Here is a 19131-nt window from a genome sequence, read left to right as displayed (position 1 = left end):
GGGTCAGGCCTGCGACGCGCCCTCGGCGGGCAGGTCGGCGACGAACTCGGTCAGCCAGGAGCGCAGCGCGGGGCCGAGGTCCTCCCGCTCGGCGGCCAGCCGGATGACCGCCTTGAGGTAGTCGAGCTTGTCGCCGGTGTCGTAGCGGCGGCCGTCGAAGACCACGCCGTGCAGCGGCTCGCCGCGCTCGACCAGCGTGGCCAGCGCGTCGGTCAACTGGATCTCCCCGCCGCGGCCGGGCGCGGTCTCGCGCAGCACCCCGAACACCTCGGGGGCGAGCACGTAGCGGCCGATGATCGCCAGGCTGCTCGGCGCCTCGTCGACCGGCGGCTTCTCCACCAGGCCGGTCACGGTCACCACGCCGTCGGACGAGCCGGGCTCGACCGCGACCGCGCCGTACTTGTCGATGTTCTCCCGGCCGACGTCGAGCAGGGCGATCACCGAGCCGCCGTGCTCGGCCTGGACGGCGAGCATCTGCTCGAGCAGGTGGTCGCGGGCGTCGATCAGGTCGTCGCCGAGCAGGACGGCGAACGGCTCCTCGCCGACGAAGGCGGCCGCCTGCAGCACCGCGTGGCCCAGCCCGCGCGCCTCGCCCTGCCGGACGAAGTGCACCTGGGCGACCTCGGTGGACTCGTGGACGGCGGCCAGCCGGTCGGCGTCGCCCTTCTTCTCCAGCGCGGTCTCGAGCTCGGGGGTGCGGTCGAAGAAGTCCTCGATCGCCGCCTTGTTGCGGCCGGTGACCATGAGCACCTCGGCGAGGCCGGCCCGGGCGGCCTCCTCGACGATGTACTGCAGCGCCGGCCGGTCGACGACGGGCAGCAGCTCCTTGGGCACCGCCTTGGTGGCGGGGAGGAACCTGGTCCCCATCCCCGCGACGGGGATGACGGCCTTGCGCGCCGGACGCGGCGTCGGGGTCGACATGGGGTGGGAGCCTATCCAGCCCGTCGCGCGCCGGTCTCCCGCCACTAACCTTCGCGAGTGACCTCCGCGCAGGACGGCGAAGTGGCCAAGGCCGCGCTGCGCGAGGCGGTCGTCGCCCGCCGCCGGGCCCGTCCCCCCGCCGAGCGCGCCGCCGCGGCCGCCGCGGTCGCCGCGGCGCTCCTGCAGCGCCTGACCGGGGTCCGGCTGCTGGCCGCCTTCGTGCCCGACGAGACCGAGCCCGGCCACGGGCGGCTGCCCGCGGTGCTCACCCAGCTCGGGACCCGGGTGCTCCTGCCGGTGGTCCCGGACAGCGGCGCCGAGCTGCGCTGGGCGGTCGACACCGGCCGGCTGGCGCCGGGCCGCTTCGGGCTGCTGGAGCCGGTGGGCCCGCGGCTGGGGCCCACGGCGCTGGGGACGGCGGAGGTGGTCGTGGTCCCGGCCCTGGCGGTCGACCGCGGCGGCGTGCGGCTGGGCCGGGGCGGCGGCTACTACGACCGCGCGCTGCAGCACGTCCGCCCCGGCGCGGTGGTCGCGGCGCTGGTCTTCGACGACGAGCTGGTCGACCGGCTGCCGGCCTTCCAGCACGACCGCCCGGTGACCGCCGTCGTCACCCCCTCCGGCGGCTGGCAGGAGATACCGGCCAGTAGGTGACACGGTGGGTCGACCCGTCAGCGCCGACGTCGAGGAGCCCCCCGTGTCCCCGGAGATCGTCACGATCCTGGCGCTGGTCGCCATCTTCGCGATCGCCACGTTCCTGCCGATCAACATGGGGGCGCTGGCGTTCACGGCCGCGTTCCTCGTCGGCACGCTGTCGGTCGGCCTGAGCACCGACGACATCCTCGCCGGGTTCCCCGCCGAGCTCGTGCTGACCCTGATCGGCGTCACGTACCTGTTCGCGATCGCGCAGAACAACGGCACCGTCGACCTGCTGGTCCGGAGCGCGGTACGCCTGGTCGGCGGCCACGTCGCCGCCATCCCCTGGATCATGTTCTTCGTCACCGCGCTGCTCACCGCGATCGGCGCGCTCTCCCCCGCCGCGGTCGCGATCATCGCGCCGATCGCACTGGGGTTCGCCGCCCGCTACGGGATCAACCCGCTGCTCATGGGCATGATGGTCATCCACGGCGCGCAGGGCGGGGGGTTCTCGCCGATCAGCGTCTACGGCGTCACGGTGAACACGATCGTCGACGACGAGGGCCTCCCGGGCAGCCCGATCGCGGTCTTCCTGGGCAGCCTGTTCTTCAACCTGGCCATCGCGCTGGTGCTGTTCGTCGTGCTGGGCGGCCGCCGGCTGCTGGGCCGGAAGGTGAGCATCGCGGCCCCCGCCGACACCGAGCACGCGGAGGCCACCGTCGGGCGCGGCCGCGGCACCCCGCCCGGGCCGGCCGCCGGCGGCGGCCGCGGCGGCGGCGGGCACGCGGCCGACGGCGAGCCCGAGCAGCCGCAGAAGGCCACCCTCGACCAGGTCCTGACCCTGGTCGGCCTGGCCGCGGTCGCCGTCCTGGCGCTGGTGTTCGACCTCGACATCGGCTTCGTGTCGATCACCGTCGCCACCGTGCTGGCGCTGTTCCAGGCTGCCCGGCAGAAGGGGGCGGTCGGCCAGATCAGCTGGTCGACGGTGCTGCTGATCGCCGGCGTCCTCACCTTCGTCTTCGTGCTGCAGGAGGCCGGCACGATCGACTACGTCGGCGAGGCGGTGATCGGCCTCGGCGTGCCGCTGCTCATCGCGCTGCTGCTCTGCTACATCGGCGGCATCGTGTCGGCCTTCGCCTCCTCGACGGCGATCATCGGCGTCTCGATCGCGCTGGCGGTGCCGTTCCTGCAGGCCGGGGAGATCGGCGCCGTCGGGGTCGTGGTGGCGCTGTCGGTAGCCTCCACGATCGTCGACGTCAGCCCGTTCTCGACCAACGGCGCGCTGGTGCTCGCCAACGCCCAGGACGTGGACAAGGACCGCTTCTACAAGCAGATCCTCGCCTACGCCGGGATCGTCGTGGCCGTCGGTCCGCTGCTGGCCTGGCTGGTCTTCGTCGTCGTCCCCTCGTTGTTCTGACCGGAACGGAGAGCCAGGCCATGACCGGACCGCTGGACGGCGTCCTCGTCGTCGACCTGACCCGCGCCCTGGCCGGGCCGCACGCCGCGATGATGCTCGGCGACCTCGGCGCCCGGGTGATCAAGGTGGAGAACCCCGGCGGCGGGGACGACACCCGCGGCTGGGGGCCGCCGTTCGTCCAGCCGGAGGCCGGTGACCGGGAGTCGACGTACTTCCTGTCGGCCAACCGCAACAAGGAGTCGGTCACCCTCGACCTCAAGGACGAGGCCGACAAGGAGCTGCTGCGCGAGCTGGTCCGGCGGGCCGACGTGCTGATGGAGAACTTCCGCCCCGGCACGCTCGAGCGCCTCGGCTTCGGCACCGCCGTGCTCGCCGAGCTCAACCCGCGGCTGGTCACCCTGTCGATCTCGGGCTTCGGCCACGACGGCCCCGAGGGCGGCCGTGCCGGCTACGACCAGATCGCCCAGGGCGAGGCCGGGCTCATGTCGCTGACCGGCCCCGGCCCGGACGACCCCCAGCGCGTCGGCGTCCCGATCGGCGACCTGCTGGCCGGCATGTACGGCGCCTACGGCGTGCTCGCCGCGCTGCACGAGCGGGAGCGGACCGGCCGCGGCCAGGTGGTGCGCACCTCGCTGCTGGCCGCCGTCGTCGGCGTGCACGCCTTCCAGGGGACGGCGTGGACGGTGGGCGGGCAGGTCGGCCGCGCGCAGGGCAACCACCACCCCTCGATCGCCCCCTACGGCCTGTTCCACTGCAAGGGCGGCAGCGTGCAGCTGTCCTGCGGGTCGGAGTCGCTGTGGCGGCGGCTGTGCGCCGAGTTCGACCTGGACCCGGAGGCGCCGGGCCTGGCCACCAACGGCGAGCGGGTGGGCAACCGGCAGCAGGTCATCGAGCTGCTCGAGCGGACCTTCGCCGACGTCGACGCCGAGACGCTGCTCGCCCGGCTGGCCGCCGCCGGCGTCCCCGCGGGCAAGGTGCGCACGATCGACGAGGTCTACGGCTGGGAGCAGACGCTCTCGCAGGGCCTGCTGGTCGACGTCGAGCACGCCACCCTCGGCCGGCTGCAGCTGCCCGGCCCGCCGCTGCGGTTCTTCGCCGCCGGTCCCGACGGCGAGACCGAGACGACCCGTCGCGACCACGCCGCTCCCCCGGTGCTCGGCGGGTCGGACGAGGCGGTCCGCGCCTGGCTGGCGCGGTGAGCCGGCGGCTGGACGCCCGCTCGCTGCGCGACCTGGTCCTCGACCCCGGCTCCTGGACGAGCTGGGATGCGCCGATCGGCCCCCGCGACGTCGACCCGCAGTACGCCGCCGAGCTGCGCGCCGCGGCCGAGCGCAGCCGCCAGGACGAGGCCGTGGTCACCGGCGAGGGCCGGCTGCGCGGCCGGCGGGTGGCCGTCGTCGCCGGGGAGTTCGGCTTCCTCGCCGGGTCGATCGGGGTGGCCACGGCCGAGCGGCTGGTCGCCGGGATCGAGCGGGCCACCGAGGAGGGCCTGCCGCTGCTGGCCGCGCCGGTGTCCGGTGGCACCCGGATGCAGGAGGGCACGGTCGCCTTCCTGCAGATGGTCGGCATCACCGCGGCGATCGCCCGGCACAAGGCCGCGGGCCTGCCCTACCTGGTCTACCTGCGCGACCCCACCTTCGGCGGGGTGCTCGCCTCGTGGGGGTCGCTCGGGCACGTGACCATCGCCGAGCCCGGCGCGGCGGTGGGCTTCCTCGGCCCGCGCGTGTACGAGGCGCTGTACGGCGAGCCGTTCCCGGCCGGCGTGCAGACCGCCGACCACCTCGCCGAGCGCGGCCTGATCGACGCCGTCGTGCCGCACGAGGACGTCGCCGACCTCGCCGACCGGGCGCTGTCGGTGCTGTCGGCCCGGCGCACCTGGCACGCCGACGTCCGCGACGCCGAGCGCCCGACGCCGGAGGACGGCACCGAGGACGACGACCCGGAGGACGGCCGCAGCGCGTGGGACGTCGTCACCGCGTCCCGGCGGCCCGACCGGCCGGGCGTGCGGCGGCTGCTGCGGACGGCGGCCACCGACGTCGTCGGGCTCTCGGGCACCGGCGCCGGTGAGAAGGACCCGGGCCTGCTGCTGGCGCTGGCCCGCTTCGGCGGCGCACCGTGCGTCGTCCTCGGGCAGGACCGGCGCGGGCAGTCGCTGTCCGCGCCGCTGGGCCCGGCGGCGCTGCGCGAGGCCCGGCGCGGCATGCGGCTGGCCGCGGAGCTGCACCTGCCGCTGGTGACGCTCATCGACACCCCGGGCGCGGCGCTGTCGGTGGAGGCCGAGGAGGGCGGGCTGGCCGCGGAGATCGCCCGCTGCCTGGAGGACCTGGTGACGCTCCGGGCGCCGACGCTCGCGGTGCTGCTCGGCCAGGGCACCGGCGGCGGCGCGCTGGCGCTGGTGCCGGCCGACCGGGTGCTCGCCGCCGCCAACGGCTGGCTGGGCCCGCTGCCGCCGGAGGGCGCGTCGGCGATCGTGCACCGCACCGTCGACCGGGCGCCGGAGATGGCCGCCGCGCAGGGCGTGCGGGCGACCGACCTGTGGCGGGCCGGGATCGTCGACCGCGTGGTGCCCGAGCGGCCCGACGCCGCCGACGAGCCGGTCGAGTTCTGCCGCCGGCTGGGCCGGGTGCTCGGCGAGGAGCTGGCCGGGCTGCTCGGCCGCGACGACGCCGAGCGGCACCGCAGCCGCCTGCACCGCTACCGTCGGCTGGGCCGCTAGGCGGCGCTACCAGGTGACGACAGGGGCGTAGGTGCCGAAGCTCCACTCCTGACCGCCGGGGTCGACCAGCCGCGCCCGCCGGGTGCCCCGCTCGGTGTCCTCCGGGGCGATGACCGGCGCGCCGGCGGCGACGCCGCGGGCGAAGCGGTCGTCGACGTCGGCGGGGTCGTCGAGCACCAGGTACAGCCCCGACCCGGTGGACCGGCCGAGCAGCGGCGGGCGCACGTACCCGGCGTCGTCGCCGGCGACCACGAGGACGACGTCGTCGCAGCGGACCTCCGCGTGCGCCACCGTGCCGTCGTCGGCGTCGGCCCGCCGGACGACGGTGAAGCCGAGCGCCGCCATCCAGCTCCGACCGACCGCCTCCGCACGGCGACTGCGGGGAGGTCGCGGTGCGGCGCGCGTCGCAGGATGGGACGTCCCGGTCAGGCCGCGGTGGCCTCCGGGACCAGCCCCCAGGCGGCCGCGACCAGCTCCAGGCTGCGGACCCGCTCCGCCACGCCGTGGGTGGACGCCGACAGCATCAGCTCGTCGGCGCCGGTGGCCGCGGCCAGCCCGCGCAGCTGCGCGGCGACCTGCGCGGGGTCGCCGACGACGGCGTTGCTCGGCATGTTCTCCGCGGCCGCCCGCTCGGGGTCGGTCCGCGCCTCCTCCGGGCTGGGCACCGGGCGCAGCCGGTTGGTGCGGATGGCCAGGCGCATGAGCTGCCCGGGCAGTGCGAGCCGGCGGGCCTCTTCCTCGGTGTCGGCGGCGAGCACGTTCGCCGTCACCACCGTGTACGGGCGGTCGAGCGCCGGCGAGGGCCGGAAGGACTCCCGGTACAGCTCGACGGCGGCCTGCACGTTCGGCCCGCCGAAGTGGTGGGCGAAGGCGAACGGCAGGCCCAGCGCGCCCGCGAGCTGCGCGGAGAAGCCGCTGGAGCCCAGCAGCACGACCTCCGGCGACGACGTCGGGGCCGGCGTGGCCGTGAAGTGCTCGGCCAGCCCGCCCTCCACCCGCCGGTCGCCGAGCAGGCCCAGCAGGTCGAGCAGGTGCTGGGGGAAGTCCTCCGCGTCCAGCGCCGCCGGGTCCCGGCGCAGCGCGATCGCGGTGTGCGCGTCGGTGCCCGGCGCGCGGCCGATGCCGAGGTCGATCCGGCCCGGGTGCAGCGCCTCGAGCAGCGCGAACTGCTCCGCGACGACGAGCGGCGCGTGGTTGGGCAGCATGACCCCGCCCGAGCCGACCCGGATCCGGCCGGTCACCGCGGCCAGGTGCGCGATCAGCACCGGCGGGCTGGTGCTGGCCACCGCCGGCATGTTGTGGTGCTCGGCCACCCACAGGCGGGTGTAGCCGAGCCGGTCGGCGGCCTGCGCCACGCGGGTGGTCGCGGCCAGGGCGTCGGCGGTGGACTGCCCCGAGCCGACGGTGGCCAGCTCGAGGACGGACAGCGGCGGGGGCGCGGTCTCGGACATCACCGCGCGCAACGCCGCCGGGACCCGCCCGGCTTCCCGCGCCTCAGCCGGCGGCGTCCCCGCCGTGCGGCACCCGGCGGGAGCGGTCGGGGTCGAGGTGCTCGACGACGGTCTCGAGCACCTCGCGCAGCACCTGGATCTGCTCGGGGGTGAGCGGGTCGAACAGGGCGCCCCGGACGGCGTCCACGTGCCCGGGCGCGACGCTGCGGACGAGGTCCCAGCCGGCGTCGGTGAGCACGGCGACGTTGCCGCGGCCGTCCTCGGGCGAGCGCTCGCGGCGGACCCAGCCGCGGTCCTCCAGCCGCGCCACGGTGTGGGACAGCCGGCTCTGCGACTGGTTGGCCCGCCGGGCGAGGTCGCTCATCCGCCGGCTGCGGCCGGGCGCCTCGGACAGCATCGCCAGCACGACGTAGGCGGCGTGCGAGAGGCCGGCGTCGCGCTGGAGCTGCGCGTCCAGCTCGCGCGGGAGCAGCTCGGCGAGGGTGAGCCAGGCGCGCCAGGCCCGCTGCTGGGTGTCGTCGAGCCAGCGCGCGGTCACGGCGGCGACGGTACCGGCGCGTCGTCACCCGGATGAGCCGCCCGGCACCGGATCCGGTGGTACGCACTGTGAGCGGCCGACCACCGCGTGACGCCTGCCTGGGGGACGGGTGTCACCCGCCCGGACTGTGAGCCGATGCACCGTTGACCGAGAGTCACCGGGCACCGAGGGTGTGCTGCGGGCCGGCGGACCGGCCGGTTCCTGAACTGCACCACCTGAACGGAGACCTCGTGCCCCACGGCGAGCAGCCCGCCCCGACCCGCGCGACCGGGCGGCGCGACGCCTTCGCCCCCCTGCTCGGCCACCCCCTCGCCGCGCTGCTGCGCGAGCACGACCGCGCCGGGGTGGGCACCCACGGCGTCCCGACGGCGGGCGCCCCGGAGCCGGTCACCGTCTACGACGACGGCGTCCCGCGGGTGAACCTGGGCAGCAACAACTACCTCGGCCTGGCCGGTGACCCGCGGGTCGTCGAGGCCGCCGTGGCCGCGGTCCGCCGGTTCGGCACGAGCACCTCGGGCAGCCGCGTCCTCAACGGCACCACCCGGCTGCACCTGCAGCTGGAGGAGGAGCTCGCCGACCACTACGGCGTCGAGGCGGCCGTGCTCACCTCCTCGGGGGTCAACGCCAACGTCGCGCTGCTGTCCACCGCCTGCGGTCCGGGCGACGCGCTGCTGGTCGACGCGCACGCGCACGCCAGCGTGCACGCCGGGGCGGCCGCCAGCCGCGGCACCGTGGTCCGGTTCCGGCACAACGACCTGGAGTCGCTGGTCCGGCGGCTGGACCGGCTCGACCCGCAGGCCGGCGCGGTCGTCGTCGTCGACGGCGTCTACTCGATGACCGGCGAGACCGCGCCGCTGGCCGGCCTCGCCGAGCAGTGCGCCGCGTACGGCGCGCGGCTGGTCGTCGACGAGGCGCACGGCCTCGGCGTCCTCGGCGAGCAGGGCCGCGGCGCGGCCGAGCACTGCGGCGTCCTGGACCGGGTCGACGCGGTGACGCTGGCGTTCAGCAAGTCGCTGGCCAGCGTGGGCGGGGCGGTGCTGACGTCGAAGGCGGTGGCCGACGGCATCCGCGCCGGCGCCATGCCCTACGTGTTCAGCGCCGCCAACGAGCCGGCCGGCGTCGGCGCGGCGCTGGCCGCGCTGCGCATCCTCCGCGAGGAGCCCGGGCGCCGGGACCGGCTGCAGGAGAACGGCGCCCGGCTGCGCGTCGAGCTCTCCGTCGCCGGCACCCCGCCGCTGCCCGGCAGTGGCGCGGTCATCGCGGTCCCGACCGGCAGCGAGGAGGCGACCGCCGCTGCGTGGCGGGCCGCCTACGAGGCCGGGGTGTACTGCAACGCCGTCGCCTATCCCGCCGTCCCGCGCGGCAAGGGGGTGCTGCGGCTGTCGGTGATGGCCACGCACACCGCCGAGCAGCTGCAGGCCGCCGCGGGCTCGGTGGCCGCCGCCGTCCGGTCCACCCGGGACGGGGAGAGCGCGGGTCAGGAGCTCGGCGGGGAGCTCGCCGTCGCCTGACCCGGGGCCGTCGCCCGACCCGGGGCCGTCGCCCGACCCGAGGCCGCCACCCGGCCGAGGCGCTCGAGGTCGGCCCGCAGGCCGGCGGTGCGGTCGCGGTGCGCGGGCAGCAGCAGCGCGGCGGCCCGCTCCACCGCCGCCGGCATGCCGGTGAGGTCGTACCGCTGCCGGATCCGGGTCCCGGTGGCGGCCGGGGCGAGCTCCACCCGCCAGTGCGTCCGGTCGCGGTAGGGCCCCGTGGGGACGGTCCGCCAGGCCAGCACCCGCCCGGGGTCCACCTCGGTCACCTCGCAGACCCGTGCCCAGCGCGACCGGCCCGACCGGTTCCAGCCGCGGAAGCGCGCGCCGGGGGCCACCGCCGAGGAACCGGGCAGCCAGGCCGCCCGGACGCACTCGCCGCTCCACTCCCCCACCCGGGTCGGGTCGGCGAGCACCGCCCACACCGCCCCCGGGGGCGCCCCGACCTCGACCTCGACCTCGACCGACGGCGGGATGCGCAGGCTCACCCGCGGGATGGTGCACCGGCCGGCGTCCGCGGACCAGAGCCGTGACGATCACCCCTACCGCTCCGGCCCCGCACCTGCCAGGGTCGTGCACGAGGCAGCCTCCGTCGAACCAGGCGCGCGGGGCCCCTCCACTCGTCGGAGGCCGGGATGACGCGCCTGTCCGTGCCCTGGCGGCTCGTCCTCGCCGTCGCGGCGGGGTACGCCGCCGGGTCCCTCACCTCGTTCCTGCTGTTCGAGGCGTCGGTCACCGGCGCCGTCCTGTTCCTGCCGGCCGGGGTCACCCTCTCCGCGCTGGTGCTCACCGACCGGCGCCGGTGGCCCTGGATCCTGGCCACGGCCGCGCTGGTCGAGGTGGTGATCGACCGGGCCATGGGCATCGGCCCGGTCGCCGCCTGGGGGTTCGCCCTCGCCAACACCGCCGAGCCCCTGGTCGGCGCGCTCCTGCTGCGCCGGTTCGCCCCGGTGCCCGACCTGCGCCGGCGCCGCGACCTGACGGCGTTCCTGCTCTGCGGCGTACTGGCCGGCCCGCTCGTCGGCGGGCTGGTCGGCTCGATCACCATCCACTGGTCGCAGGGCCCGGCGGTGCTCGACGGTCTCGTCCCGTTCTGGGCCGGCGACGGTCTCGGCGCGCTCACGGTGGGCGGCGCCGTGCTGACCTGGTGGTCGACCCGCGGCCGGCCGGGAGCGCCCGGGCCCGCCCGGCGGGCCGCGCTGCTGCTCCTGACCGCCGCGGTGACGGCGGCCGTGTTCTGGCCGGTCGACGTCCCGGTGGCGTACCTGACGATCCCCTGGCTCACCTGGCTGGCCGTCCGGTACGGCGTCGCCGTCGTCACCCAGGCCGGGCTGGTCGTCGCGGTCACCGCCAACGTGATGACCGTGGTGGGGCGCGGGCCGTGGGCCCCGCTCCACGACACGCCGCGCATGGAGGCCGCCGTCCTCCAGCTGTTCATCGCCGTCACGGTCCTCGGCGCCTGGCTGCTGGCCGTGGAGATCGGCGAACGGGACCGGGCGCGGTCGGTGTCCCGCCGGGAGGCCGCCGCGCGGCGCCGGGTGGAGGCGCTGCAGCGGGTGACCGCCGGCCTCGCGACCGCGGCGACGACCGACGCCATCGCCGCGGTGCTGGTCCGCTCCGGCATCGCGCTGCTCGCCGGCTCGGGCGCCGTCGGGGTGGTCGACCGGGACGGCGGCCGGCTGCGCGTGTGGACGACCGACGGGGACGGGGAGACCGTGCTGCCGCTCGCCGACCCGTCTCCCCTGGCCACCGCCGCCCGCCGCGGCGCCGCCGTCCGCTCCCCGGCCGGGCTGGCGGTGCCGGCCCGGGTCGCCGGCACGACGTTCGGGGCCCTCGGCTTCCGGTCCGCCGACGAGGAGGACGAGGCCGACGACGCCGACGACGCCGAGGCGATGGCGCGCACGCTGGCCGAGCTCATGGGCCCCGCGCTGCACCGGGCCCGGCTGTACGAGGAGGAGCGGGACGCCGCCCACCAGCTCCAGCGCGCCTTCCTGCCCGCCGTGCCCGACGAGCTGCCCGGCGCGGTGCTCGCCGGCTGCTACCGCCCGGCCGACCAGCAGCACGACATCGGCGGCGACTGGTATGACGCCTTCCCGCTGCCCTTCGGCCGGGTCGGGTTCGCCGTCGGCGACGTCGTCGGGCACGACCTGCGGGCCGCGGCGGCGATGGGCCGGCTGCACTCGGCGCTGAGCGTGCTGGCCGCCGCGCCGCACGACGGGCCCGCCGCGGTCCTCGAGGCGCTGGACCGGGCGTCGTCGGCCGTCCCCGGCGCGGCGCTCACCACCATCGGCTACGGCGAGTACGACCCGGCCACCTGCCGGCTGCGCTACGCCTGCGCGGGGCACCCGCCCCCGCTGCTGGTCACCGGCCGCGACGCCCGGTACCTCACCGGCGGGCGGTCGCGGCCGCTGGCGGCGGCCGCCGGGCCGCGCGCGGAGGACGAGGTCGAGGTCCCGCCGGGCTCGACGCTGCTCTGGTACTCCGACGGCCTCGTCGAGCGGCGCGACGCCGACCTCGACGTCGGCCTCGCCCGCCTCGCGTCGGTCGCCGCCACGCTCGACGGCGTCTCCCCCCGGGCCTGGTGCGATGCGCTGATGGCCGAGCTCACCGGCGGGCAGCGGCTGCACGACGACGTCGTGCTCCTGTGCCTGCGGCTGCAGCCGGCCGCCCCCCTGGTGGCGCCGAGGACGCCCCGCCCGGCCACGGTGGTGGAGCCGCAGCCGGCGACGTAGCGTCGCGCCGGCGCGAGGAGGACGCGGTGCCCGGGTGGGCGTGGACGGCGGCCGGGATCGGCGGGGGCCTGCTGCTGTGCTGGCTGGCGCTGGTCGTGGCGCTCTGGGTGGCCCGGCCCGACGAGCCGCGGGCGCGGGAGCTGGTGCGGCTGCTGCCCGACGTGCTGCGGCTGGTCCGCCGGCTGGCCGCCGACCGCTCCCTCCCCCGCGGGGTCCGCGTGCGGCTGTGGCTGCTGCTGGGCTACCTGGCGCTGCCGCTCGACCTCGTGCCCGACGTCATCCCGGTGATCGGGTACGCCGACGACGCGGTCGCCGTGGCCCTCGTGCTGCGCTCGGTGGTCCGCCGCGCCGGCACCGACGCGGTGCGCCGGCACTGGCCGGGCACGGACGCCGGCCTGGCCGCGGTGCGCCGGGTGGCGCGGCTGCCCGGCTGAGCCGCGGTCGCGCCGCTTGCCCTCCGGGCCGGCCGGCGAGGACGCTGGGTGCCCGCGGGACCGAGGAGCGGGCATGGCCGTGACCCAGGCACCGGGCAGCGGGTTCGGGACGCTGCGGCACGTGACGGTCGACGGGGCGTCGCTGGCCTACCGGGAGGAGGGCGCCGGCGAGCCGGTGGTCCTCGTGCACGGCGGCCTCGGCGACCTGCGCACGTGGGCCGCCCAGCTCGGACCGCTCGGCGCGCGGTGCCGGGTGGTCGCCTACAGCCGCCGCTTCGCCCGCCCCAACGCGCCGCTGCCCGCGGGGGCGCCGGACCCGATGCCGGTGCACGTCACGGACCTGGTCGCGCTGCTGCGGGCGCTGGACGCCGCGCCGGCGCACCTGGTCGGCAACTCGTGGGGCGCGTACGTCTGCCTGCTCACCGCGCTGGAGCACCCGGACGTCGTCCGCAGCCTGGTCCTCGAGGAGCCGCCGCTGCTGCCGCTGGTGCTCGGCCCGGGACCCCGGCCGCGGCCGGCCGACCTGGCGCGGGCGCTGCGCCGCCGGCCGCGCGCGACGCTCGCGGTGCTCGGGTTCGGGCTGCGCACGTCCGCCCCGATGGCCTGGGCGTACCGGCGCGGCGACCCCGGCCGGGCGCTGGAGCTCTTCGCCCGCGGGGTGCTCGGCCGGCGGGCACTGGCCGCGATGGGCCCGGAGCGCCGGCAGCAGGTGCACGAGAGCGCGGACACGCTGCAGGCCGAGTTCCGCGCGGGGTTCCCGCCGGTGACCGAGGCGCAGCTGCGCACCGTGCGCGCGCCCGCCCTGCTGATCACCGGCGAGCGCAGCCCGGCGGTCGCGCGGGCGCTCAGCGACTGGCTCGCCGACCTGCTGCCCTCCGCCGAGCGGGTCGTCGTGCCGGGCGCCTCCCACCTGGTGCACGAGGACGCCCCCACGGCCGTGAACGACGCCGTCCTGCGCTTCGTCACCCGCTGACGGGGACCCGGGCGTCAGGAGCGCTCCGCCGTGGCCGCGATGTCGGCCAGGTCCGCCTCCAGCGCCCGGGTCACCGCCCGCCGGCCGAGGGGGCCGGTGACCGCCCCGAGCACCCGCGTGACCGTGGACGTCGGCCGGGCCCCGAACGTCATCGCCAGGTCGCTGCCGCCGTCACCGGCCGGGGTCACCGCGACCGTCGACAGGTACCGGACGCCCGGCCGCACCGCCTCGGTGGTGTACGACCGCTGTGGCTCCACCGAGGTGACGGTCATCTCCTCGGTGGCCGAGCGGCCCAGCATCGTGCGGGTCTCCCGCCACCGCGTCCCGACGCCGAACTCTCCCGGCGTGAGGACCTCCACCGCGTCGATGCCCCGGATCACCCGCGGCGACCCCGCGAGGTCGGTGACCACCGCCCACACCCGCTCCGCCGGCGCCGCCACGTGCCGGCGGACCTCCACGTCCCGCATGCCGCCTCGCTCCCTCGCCGTGCTGCCGCCACCCCGGCGGCACCGACACCGTGCCACCGGGGGCCGACGGACCGGCCCGCCGCGGGCCCGCGCCTCCCCGGCGCACTCGGCCGCTCCGCGGACGGGACCGCGGGCCGGGTCGGCCGGGTTCCTGCCCCCTGCGGGGAGTGCGACCCTGCCCCCGACCACGACGCGATCCCGAGCGCCCGGGATCGGCAGCGCCGGGGGGCAGCATGGTCCGGAGCATCCTCTCCGCCCCGGGATGACTCGTCCTCATCGGGCTAGTGGTGGTCTTCCCCGCACTCGTCCTGGTCGTCCAGGTGGGGAACCGGCGCCGCTGGCCCGCTCTGCTGCGGGGCGAGCACAACGACGTGGTGGGCTTCGTCGTCGCGGTCGTCGGGGGGATCTACGCGGTGCTGCTGGCCTTCGTCGTCATCGTCGCGTGGGAGAGCTCCACCGGGGCCGAGGAGGTGGTCGAGGCCTCGTGGCCGGCCATGGCCGACGGGCGCCCGGGGGACCCCGAGGCGGAAGACGTCCTGCAGGAGATGGCGGACGTGCTCGCCGGCACGCCCGTCACCACGCCCGGGGAGCAGGAGTTCGTGGGCGCGGAGGTGGACCGGCTGAACGAGCTCGTGAGCCTGCGCAGCCAGCGGCTCGACTTCGTCGAGAGGGGGATCCCCGCCAGCCTGTGGATCGCGCTGGTCGTCGGTGCCCTCGTCACCGTCGGCCTCGCGCTGCTGTTCGGCCTGGAGCGCACCGCGCTGCACCTCGTGATGGTGGGCAGCCTCGCGGTGCTCATCGGCGTGCTCCTGTTCGTCGCGGTCGGGTTCAACGTCCCGTTCGCCGGCGACGTCGCCGTGCACCCCACGGCCTTCGAGCGCGTGCTCGACGACTTCGGAGCCCGGCGGACGGCGACCAGGTCACCGTGTGCGCCGGACCGCGGTGACCGACGTCCTCAGCGGCTCGCGGTCACCGCGGTGAGCGCGGCGCCGGGAGGGCCGATCCGCTCCGGCGGGTGCGGGTGCAGGCCCGCCTCGCGGAGCTGACCGAGCAACACGTCGACGGCGGGCAGCTCCATGCGGCCCTCCTGCGCCCGCAGCAGCAGGTCCAGGTGCCGGCTGAACAGCTGCGGCCCGGCCACGGTGGTGACGACCACGAGGGCGCCTCCGGGTGCGAGCAGGCGGGCGACCGCGCGCAGCAGATCCACCCGCTCGTCGACCGGCACGTAGTAGACGGCATTGGCGAGCAGGGCCAGGTCGATGCCGTCGGTGAGGGCGCCCGGGCGGCCGGCGGCGAGCACCTCGCGGATGTCGACCACCGCGATGCTGGCCCGGTCGGCCAGCCCCCGCTCGCTCAGCGTGCGCCGGGCCAGTGCCGCGGCGTCGGGGTCGACGTCCACACCGACGCCGGTGGCGTCCGGGGCCGCCTCGAGCACCGCCGCCAGGTACAGGCCGGCACCGCACCCGATGTCGAGCACCCGGCGCGGCCGACGCTCGGTGACCGTGCGGACCAGCCGGGCGCGGACCAGCGGGGACATCGCGGCCGAGAGCCGGGCGATCACCTCGCCGTTCTCCGCGGTGTCGCGCCGCGCCGGGCCACCGCGCAGCAGCGCCGGCAGGTCCCGGTAGAGCTCGGTGTGGTAGCCGCCGAACCCCTCGTACGACGCGCGCACGACGTCGTCGCCGACGACCGCGCGGCCGAACCGGGTGAGCCGCCACGAGTCCTCCCCGGTGACCAGCCCGGCGGCGGCGAGCACGCGGAGGTAGGCGGCGAGCAGGTCCCGGTCGACCACACCCAGGCGTCCGGCCAGCTGCTCGGTGCCGGCCGGGCCCTCGCCGACTGCGTCGAGCAGGCCCAGGTCGAGCGCAGCCGCGATCAGCTGCAGCCGGACGCCGGTCAGACCCTCCCGCGCGGCGCGCAGCCGCGCGCGGAGGTCCCCAGCGCGCAGCACCTCGGCCAGCACCCTCGGGTCGGGCATCCTCGCCATCGGGCACCCCTCCTCGGCCGGGAGAGCGCGACGGTAGCGTCCGGGGCCACCAGCGCGACCCCGTGCTCGCGCGACGCGGACGTGACGCTCGCCGACATCCGTGGACGGCAGGTCGCGGCGTGGCGCATCATTGGCAGTCGAGGGCCCCGAGTGCCAGCCTCCGCCGGCACCGGGCCCGTCCCACCCCCGCTCGACCAGGAGTGCCACGCCGTGCCCACGTACCAGTACGTCTGCACCAACCCCGAGGGCAAGCACCAGTTCGAGGTGGTGCAGTCCTTCACCGACGCGGCCGTGGCCGAGTGCCCGACCTGTGGCGCCCCCGTGCGCAAGGTCTACGGCTCGGTCGGCGTGGTCTTCAAGGGCTCGGGCTTCTACCGCACCGACAGCCGGTCCAGCGGGTCCGCCGGCGACTCGTCGAAGGCCACCGCGTCGTCGTCCTCGGACTCGTCGTCCTCCTCGACGTCGTCGTCCGGCAGCAGCTCGTCGTCCTCCTCGTCCTCGTCGTCGTCCTCGTCGTCGGGCGGCGGCAGCAAGGCCGCCGCGAGCTGAGCCGCGGCCGTCCACAGCCGGACGGCCGCTCCACAGCTCCCCCGCCCCGGCGCCGCCGGGGCTCCCGGGCGCCGAGCCTGGGCCGGTGGTCCGCCTCCGCCGTCCCCGCTCCCCCGCCCTCCTGCTGCGCCGGTGCCTGGCGGCGGCGCTCGCCGTCGGCGCGCTGCTGCTCGCCCTGCGCCCGCCGCCGGCCCCGGTCGCGCCCCCGCCCGCCGGCACGCCGGTGGTCACCGCCGCTGGCGACCTGCCGGCCGGGACGGTGCTGGACGCCGACCTGCTCGCCACCGCGGAACTGCCGGCCGGCGCGGTCCCGGCCGGCGTCGTGGCCGACCCGGCGCAGCTGGCCGGGCGGGTGCTGGCCGCGCCGCTGCGGGCCGGTGAGCCGGTCACCGACGTCCGGCTGCTCGGCCCGGGCCTGACGGCGCTGCTGCCGGCGGGCCAGGTGGCCGCCCCCGTCCGCCTGGCCGACCTCGCCGTCGCGGGGCTCGCCGCCGCCGGGGACCGGGTCGACGTGCTGGCCACCGCGCCGGGCGCGGCGCGGGCCGAGGCAGTGGCCCGCAGCGCGCTGGTCCTGGCCGCGCCCCGGTCCGGCGGGGACGACGGCGGGCTGCTCGTGCTCGCCGTCGACGAGGCCACGGCCGCCACTCTCGCCGCTGCGGCCACCACCGCCACGCTGACGTTGAGCCTGCCGCGGTCGCCGTGAGGGGATGGCCGGGTGCTCAAGGGCTTCAAGGACTTCCTGCTGCGCGGCAACGTCGTCGAACTGGCCGTCGCGGTGGTCATCGGCACCGCGTTCACCGCGGTCGTCACCGCGTTCACCGACTCGTTCCTCACCCCGCTGATCGCGCTGGTCACCGGAGGCGGCGGGGTCGGCGGCGAGTTCACCGTCGACGGCGAGACCTTCACCTACGGCGCGTTCGTCAGCCAGGTGATCACGTTCGTGCTGACCGCGGCGGTCGTCTACTTCGTCGTCGTGGTGCCGACGAAGCGGATCGCCGAGCGGCGCCGGCGCGGCGTCGAGGCCGGGCCCGCGGAGCCGACCGAGGTGGAACTGCTCGCCCAGATCCGCGACCTGCTGCGGGAGCGGCAGGGGGATCCGCAGCTCTAGTCGCTGCCCCAGTGCGGCGGCCGGTCCTCCAGGTAGCGGCGGTCCGGGTCGCGGTCGTCGGGGCGCTCCCCCCAGCCGAGGTCGCGGTCGTCGGGGGCCCGCTCGGCCGGGGCCGCCGGCGCCGGCGGGGGCGCGTCGGTCACCGGCACCCCGAGCCCGTCGAGGACCTCCGCCGAGGGCAGCCCGGCCAGCAGCGACCCCGGGACGGCCAGCTTCGCGCCGCGGGTCCCCGAGCCGACGACGACGAGCCCCGCGGCGGCCACCGCGGCGTCGACCAGCACCGGCCACGACGCCGGGAGCCCGATCGGGGTGATCCCGCCGTAGGCCATCCCGCTCTCGGCGACGGCGACGTCCTGCGGCGCGAACGACGCCTTGCGCGCACCCAGGTGCCGCCGCACCAGGCCGTTGACGTCGGCGCGGGTGGTCGCGAGGACGACGCAGGCCACCAGCGTCGTCTGCCCCGCCCGGCGCGCGGCCACGACGACGCAGTTGGCCGAGGCCTCCGGCGGCACCCCGTACGCCTCGGTGAACGCGGCGGTGTCGGCGAGGGCGTCGTCGACGGGGGCGACCCACGCCGGCCCGGGCAGGCCTGCCAGCGCGGCCACGACCGGGCCGGCGAGCAGGTCGGTGCGCGAGGCGGCGGGCGCCCAGGTCAGCGAGCCGAGGACGGGAGGCTGGTCGGTCGGGTCGGGCACGTCCCGATCCTGCCCCCTGGCCGGATCCCTGCGACGGACGGCCCGAACACGGGCGGTGGGGGCGGCGCCGACCGGCCAGGATGGGCGCATGATCGGCCAGTTGCACTCCGTCGTGATCGACGCGCCCGACGCGCACGCGCTCGCCACCTTCTACGCCGAGCTGCTGGGGCTGGAGGTGAGCAAGGGCGGCCCGGGCGACGACTGGGTCGTGGTCAGCGGCCGCGGGCACCGGCTGGCGTTCCAGCAGGCGCCGGACCTGGTCCCGCCGGACTGGCCGGACCCGCAGCGCCCGCAGCAGTTCCACCTCGACGTCTACGTGACCGACGTCCACGAGGCCGAGCCGAAGGTGCTGGCCCTGGGTGCGCGGAAGCTGCCCGGCGGCGGGGGCGACTTCCGCGTCTACGCCGACCCGGTGGGCCACCCGTTCTGCCTCGTGTGGGACGCCGCGTGAGCGCCGAGGTGCCCGACGTCGACCGGAGCAGGGCCAGCGCGTTCGTCGCGGCCACCGGGTTCGACGTCGCCGAGGTCAGCGGCACCCGGGTCACCGGCACCGTCGAGCTCGGGCCGGACCACCACACCCCGTGGGGGGTCGTGCACGGCGGCGTCTACTGCGCGGTGATCGAGTCGGCGGCGTCGATCGGCGCCAGCACCGCCGTCGCCGACCGCGGCCAGTTCGCCGTCGGGGTGAACAACAGCACCGACTTCCTGCGGCCGGTCACCGCCGGCCGGCTCGACGTCGTCGCCGAGCCCGTGCAGCAGGGCCGCACCCTGCAGCTGTGGCTGGTGCAGCTCACCCGCGCCGAGGACGGCAAGCTCGTCGCCCGCGGCCAGGTGCGCCTGCAGAACGTGCCGTTCCCGGGGGCGTGAGCGACCGGGCCCGGCGGGGGGGGGGGGGGGGGGGGGGGGGGGGGGGGGGGGGGCGGGGGGGGGGGGGCGCGGGGCCGGGGGGGGGGGGGTGTCGTGTCGCAAGTACTGCTTCCA

Annotated in this window: 22 protein-coding genes; 14 read left to right on the top strand and 8 right to left on the bottom strand. The window is 77.2% G+C overall.

Features of this window, described 5'->3' with window-relative positions; genetic code table 11:
- Positions 1-3 precede the first annotated feature (3 nt).
- Entirely contained in the window at positions 4-921 is a 918-nt protein-coding gene (gene galU / locus ACI79L_RS21880; RefSeq protein WP_456938816.1) for a UTP--glucose-1-phosphate uridylyltransferase GalU, read from the bottom strand.
- Between the two features lie 57 nt (positions 922-978).
- On the opposite strand from galU, the gene ACI79L_RS21875 reads away from it, so the two are divergent.
- From ACI79L_RS21875 to ACI79L_RS21860, 4 genes are read left to right on the top strand one after another with little or no spacing between them, the layout of a single operon-like run.
- Positions 979-1572, top strand: a complete 594-nt coding sequence (locus tag ACI79L_RS21875) for a 5-formyltetrahydrofolate cyclo-ligase (protein ID WP_456938815.1) — start codon at positions 979-981, stop codon at positions 1570-1572.
- A gap of 4 nt (positions 1573-1576) precedes the next feature.
- A complete protein-coding gene (locus tag ACI79L_RS21870) occupies positions 1577-2971 on the top strand; it encodes an SLC13 family permease (protein ID WP_456938814.1) in 1395 nt (464 codons plus the stop codon).
- Positions 2972-2991: 20 nt separating this feature from the next.
- Positions 2992-4170: a CaiB/BaiF CoA transferase family protein gene (locus ACI79L_RS21865; protein WP_456938813.1), complete on the top strand. Its 1179-nt coding sequence runs from the start codon at positions 2992-2994 to the stop codon at positions 4168-4170.
- Positions 4167-5687, top strand: coding sequence for a carboxyl transferase domain-containing protein (locus tag ACI79L_RS21860; RefSeq protein ID WP_456938812.1), 1521 nt, complete (start codon positions 4167-4169; stop codon positions 5685-5687). The genes ACI79L_RS21865 and ACI79L_RS21860 overlap by 4 nt, the downstream gene beginning before the upstream one ends.
- 6 nt (positions 5688-5693) lie before the next feature.
- Here ACI79L_RS21860 and ACI79L_RS21855 read toward each other — a convergent pair whose 3' ends face one another.
- The 3 genes from ACI79L_RS21855 to ACI79L_RS21845 form a co-directional block, all read right to left on the bottom strand.
- Positions 5694-6032, bottom strand: coding sequence for a VOC family protein (locus ACI79L_RS21855; protein ID WP_456938811.1), 339 nt, complete (start codon positions 6030-6032; stop codon positions 5694-5696).
- Between the two features lie 80 nt (positions 6033-6112).
- The gene (locus tag ACI79L_RS21850; protein ID WP_456938810.1) at positions 6113-7138 is read right to left on the bottom strand and encodes an LLM class flavin-dependent oxidoreductase; all 1026 of its coding nucleotides are present in this window, start codon (positions 7136-7138) and stop codon (positions 6113-6115) included.
- Positions 7139-7181: 43 nt separating this feature from the next.
- Positions 7182-7676, bottom strand: coding sequence for a MarR family winged helix-turn-helix transcriptional regulator (locus ACI79L_RS21845; RefSeq protein ID WP_456938809.1), 495 nt, complete (start codon positions 7674-7676; stop codon positions 7182-7184).
- A gap of 230 nt (positions 7677-7906) precedes the next feature.
- Between ACI79L_RS21845 and ACI79L_RS21840 the strand changes: the two genes are divergently transcribed.
- Positions 7907-9187, top strand: coding sequence for an aminotransferase class I/II-fold pyridoxal phosphate-dependent enzyme (locus tag ACI79L_RS21840; protein WP_456938808.1), 1281 nt, complete (start codon positions 7907-7909; stop codon positions 9185-9187).
- On the opposite strand, the gene ACI79L_RS21835 is transcribed toward ACI79L_RS21840, so the two are convergent.
- Positions 9154-9693, bottom strand: coding sequence for an SRPBCC family protein (locus ACI79L_RS21835; RefSeq protein ID WP_456938807.1), 540 nt, complete (start codon positions 9691-9693; stop codon positions 9154-9156). The two genes, ACI79L_RS21840 and ACI79L_RS21835, sit on opposite strands and share 34 nt — an antisense overlap.
- A 147-nt stretch (positions 9694-9840) precedes the next feature.
- On the opposite strand from ACI79L_RS21835, the gene ACI79L_RS21830 reads away from it, so the two are divergent.
- The 3 genes from ACI79L_RS21830 to ACI79L_RS21820 all read left to right on the top strand — a co-directional run bounded on the left by ACI79L_RS21830 (position 9841) and on the right by ACI79L_RS21820 (position 13344).
- Positions 9841-11937 carry a SpoIIE family protein phosphatase gene (locus ACI79L_RS21830; RefSeq protein ID WP_456938806.1) on the top strand — a complete coding sequence of 699 codons (2097 nt, stop codon included), beginning with the start codon at positions 9841-9843 and terminating at the stop codon, positions 11935-11937.
- Positions 11938-11963: 26 nt separating this feature from the next.
- On the top strand, positions 11964-12371 hold the full coding sequence (locus ACI79L_RS21825) for a YkvA family protein (RefSeq protein WP_456938805.1): 408 nt from the start codon (positions 11964-11966) through the stop codon (positions 12369-12371).
- 73 nt (positions 12372-12444) lie between these two features.
- A complete protein-coding gene (locus tag ACI79L_RS21820) occupies positions 12445-13344 on the top strand; it encodes an alpha/beta fold hydrolase (RefSeq protein WP_456938804.1) in 900 nt (299 codons plus the stop codon).
- Positions 13345-13358: 14 nt separating this feature from the next.
- On the opposite strand, the gene ACI79L_RS21815 is transcribed toward ACI79L_RS21820, so the two are convergent.
- Positions 13359-13811 carry an SRPBCC family protein gene (locus ACI79L_RS21815; RefSeq protein ID WP_456938803.1) on the bottom strand — a complete coding sequence of 151 codons (453 nt, stop codon included), beginning with the start codon at positions 13809-13811 and terminating at the stop codon, positions 13359-13361.
- A 287-nt stretch (positions 13812-14098) separates the two neighbouring features.
- Between ACI79L_RS21815 and ACI79L_RS21810 the strand changes: the two genes are divergently transcribed.
- Positions 14099-14857: a bestrophin-like domain gene (locus ACI79L_RS21810; protein WP_456938802.1), complete on the top strand. Its 759-nt coding sequence runs from the start codon at positions 14099-14101 to the stop codon at positions 14855-14857.
- On the opposite strand, the gene ACI79L_RS21805 is transcribed toward ACI79L_RS21810, so the two are convergent.
- Positions 14767-15798 (bottom strand): class I SAM-dependent methyltransferase, encoded by a 1032-nt coding sequence (locus tag ACI79L_RS21805; RefSeq protein WP_456938801.1) that lies wholly within the window; start codon positions 15796-15798, stop codon positions 14767-14769. The two genes, ACI79L_RS21810 and ACI79L_RS21805, sit on opposite strands and share 91 nt — an antisense overlap.
- Before the next feature lie 210 nt (positions 15799-16008).
- On the opposite strand from ACI79L_RS21805, the gene ACI79L_RS21800 reads away from it, so the two are divergent.
- The 3 genes from ACI79L_RS21800 (at position 16009) to mscL (ending at position 17455) form a co-directional block, all read left to right on the top strand.
- On the top strand, positions 16009-16347 hold the full coding sequence (locus ACI79L_RS21800; RefSeq protein WP_456938800.1) for an FmdB family zinc ribbon protein: 339 nt from the start codon (positions 16009-16011) through the stop codon (positions 16345-16347).
- A gap of 85 nt (positions 16348-16432) precedes the next feature.
- Positions 16433-17050, top strand: coding sequence for a Flp pilus assembly protein CpaB (gene cpaB / locus ACI79L_RS21795; RefSeq protein ID WP_456938799.1), 618 nt, complete (start codon positions 16433-16435; stop codon positions 17048-17050).
- A 12-nt stretch (positions 17051-17062) separates the two neighbouring features.
- A complete protein-coding gene (gene mscL, locus ACI79L_RS21790) occupies positions 17063-17455 on the top strand; it encodes a large conductance mechanosensitive channel protein MscL (RefSeq protein ID WP_456938798.1) in 393 nt (130 codons plus the stop codon).
- Here the strand turns inward: mscL and ACI79L_RS21785 are convergent.
- Positions 17452-18150, bottom strand: a complete 699-nt coding sequence (locus ACI79L_RS21785) for a YbaK/EbsC family protein (protein ID WP_456938797.1) — start codon at positions 18148-18150, stop codon at positions 17452-17454. The two genes, mscL and ACI79L_RS21785, sit on opposite strands and share 4 nt — an antisense overlap.
- 88 nt (positions 18151-18238) lie before the next feature.
- Between ACI79L_RS21785 and ACI79L_RS21780 the strand changes: the two genes are divergently transcribed.
- A complete protein-coding gene (locus ACI79L_RS21780) occupies positions 18239-18601 on the top strand; it encodes a VOC family protein (protein WP_456938796.1) in 363 nt (120 codons plus the stop codon).
- Entirely contained in the window at positions 18598-19017 is a 420-nt protein-coding gene (locus ACI79L_RS21775; protein WP_456938795.1) for a PaaI family thioesterase, read from the top strand. Before ACI79L_RS21780 ends, ACI79L_RS21775 begins: the two co-directional genes overlap by 4 nt.
- The last annotated feature ends 114 nt before the right edge of the window (positions 19018-19131 follow it).

The organism is Geodermatophilus sp. SYSU D00684, assembly GCF_054050455.1.
This window is presented reverse-complemented; position numbering and strand designations above follow the sequence as displayed.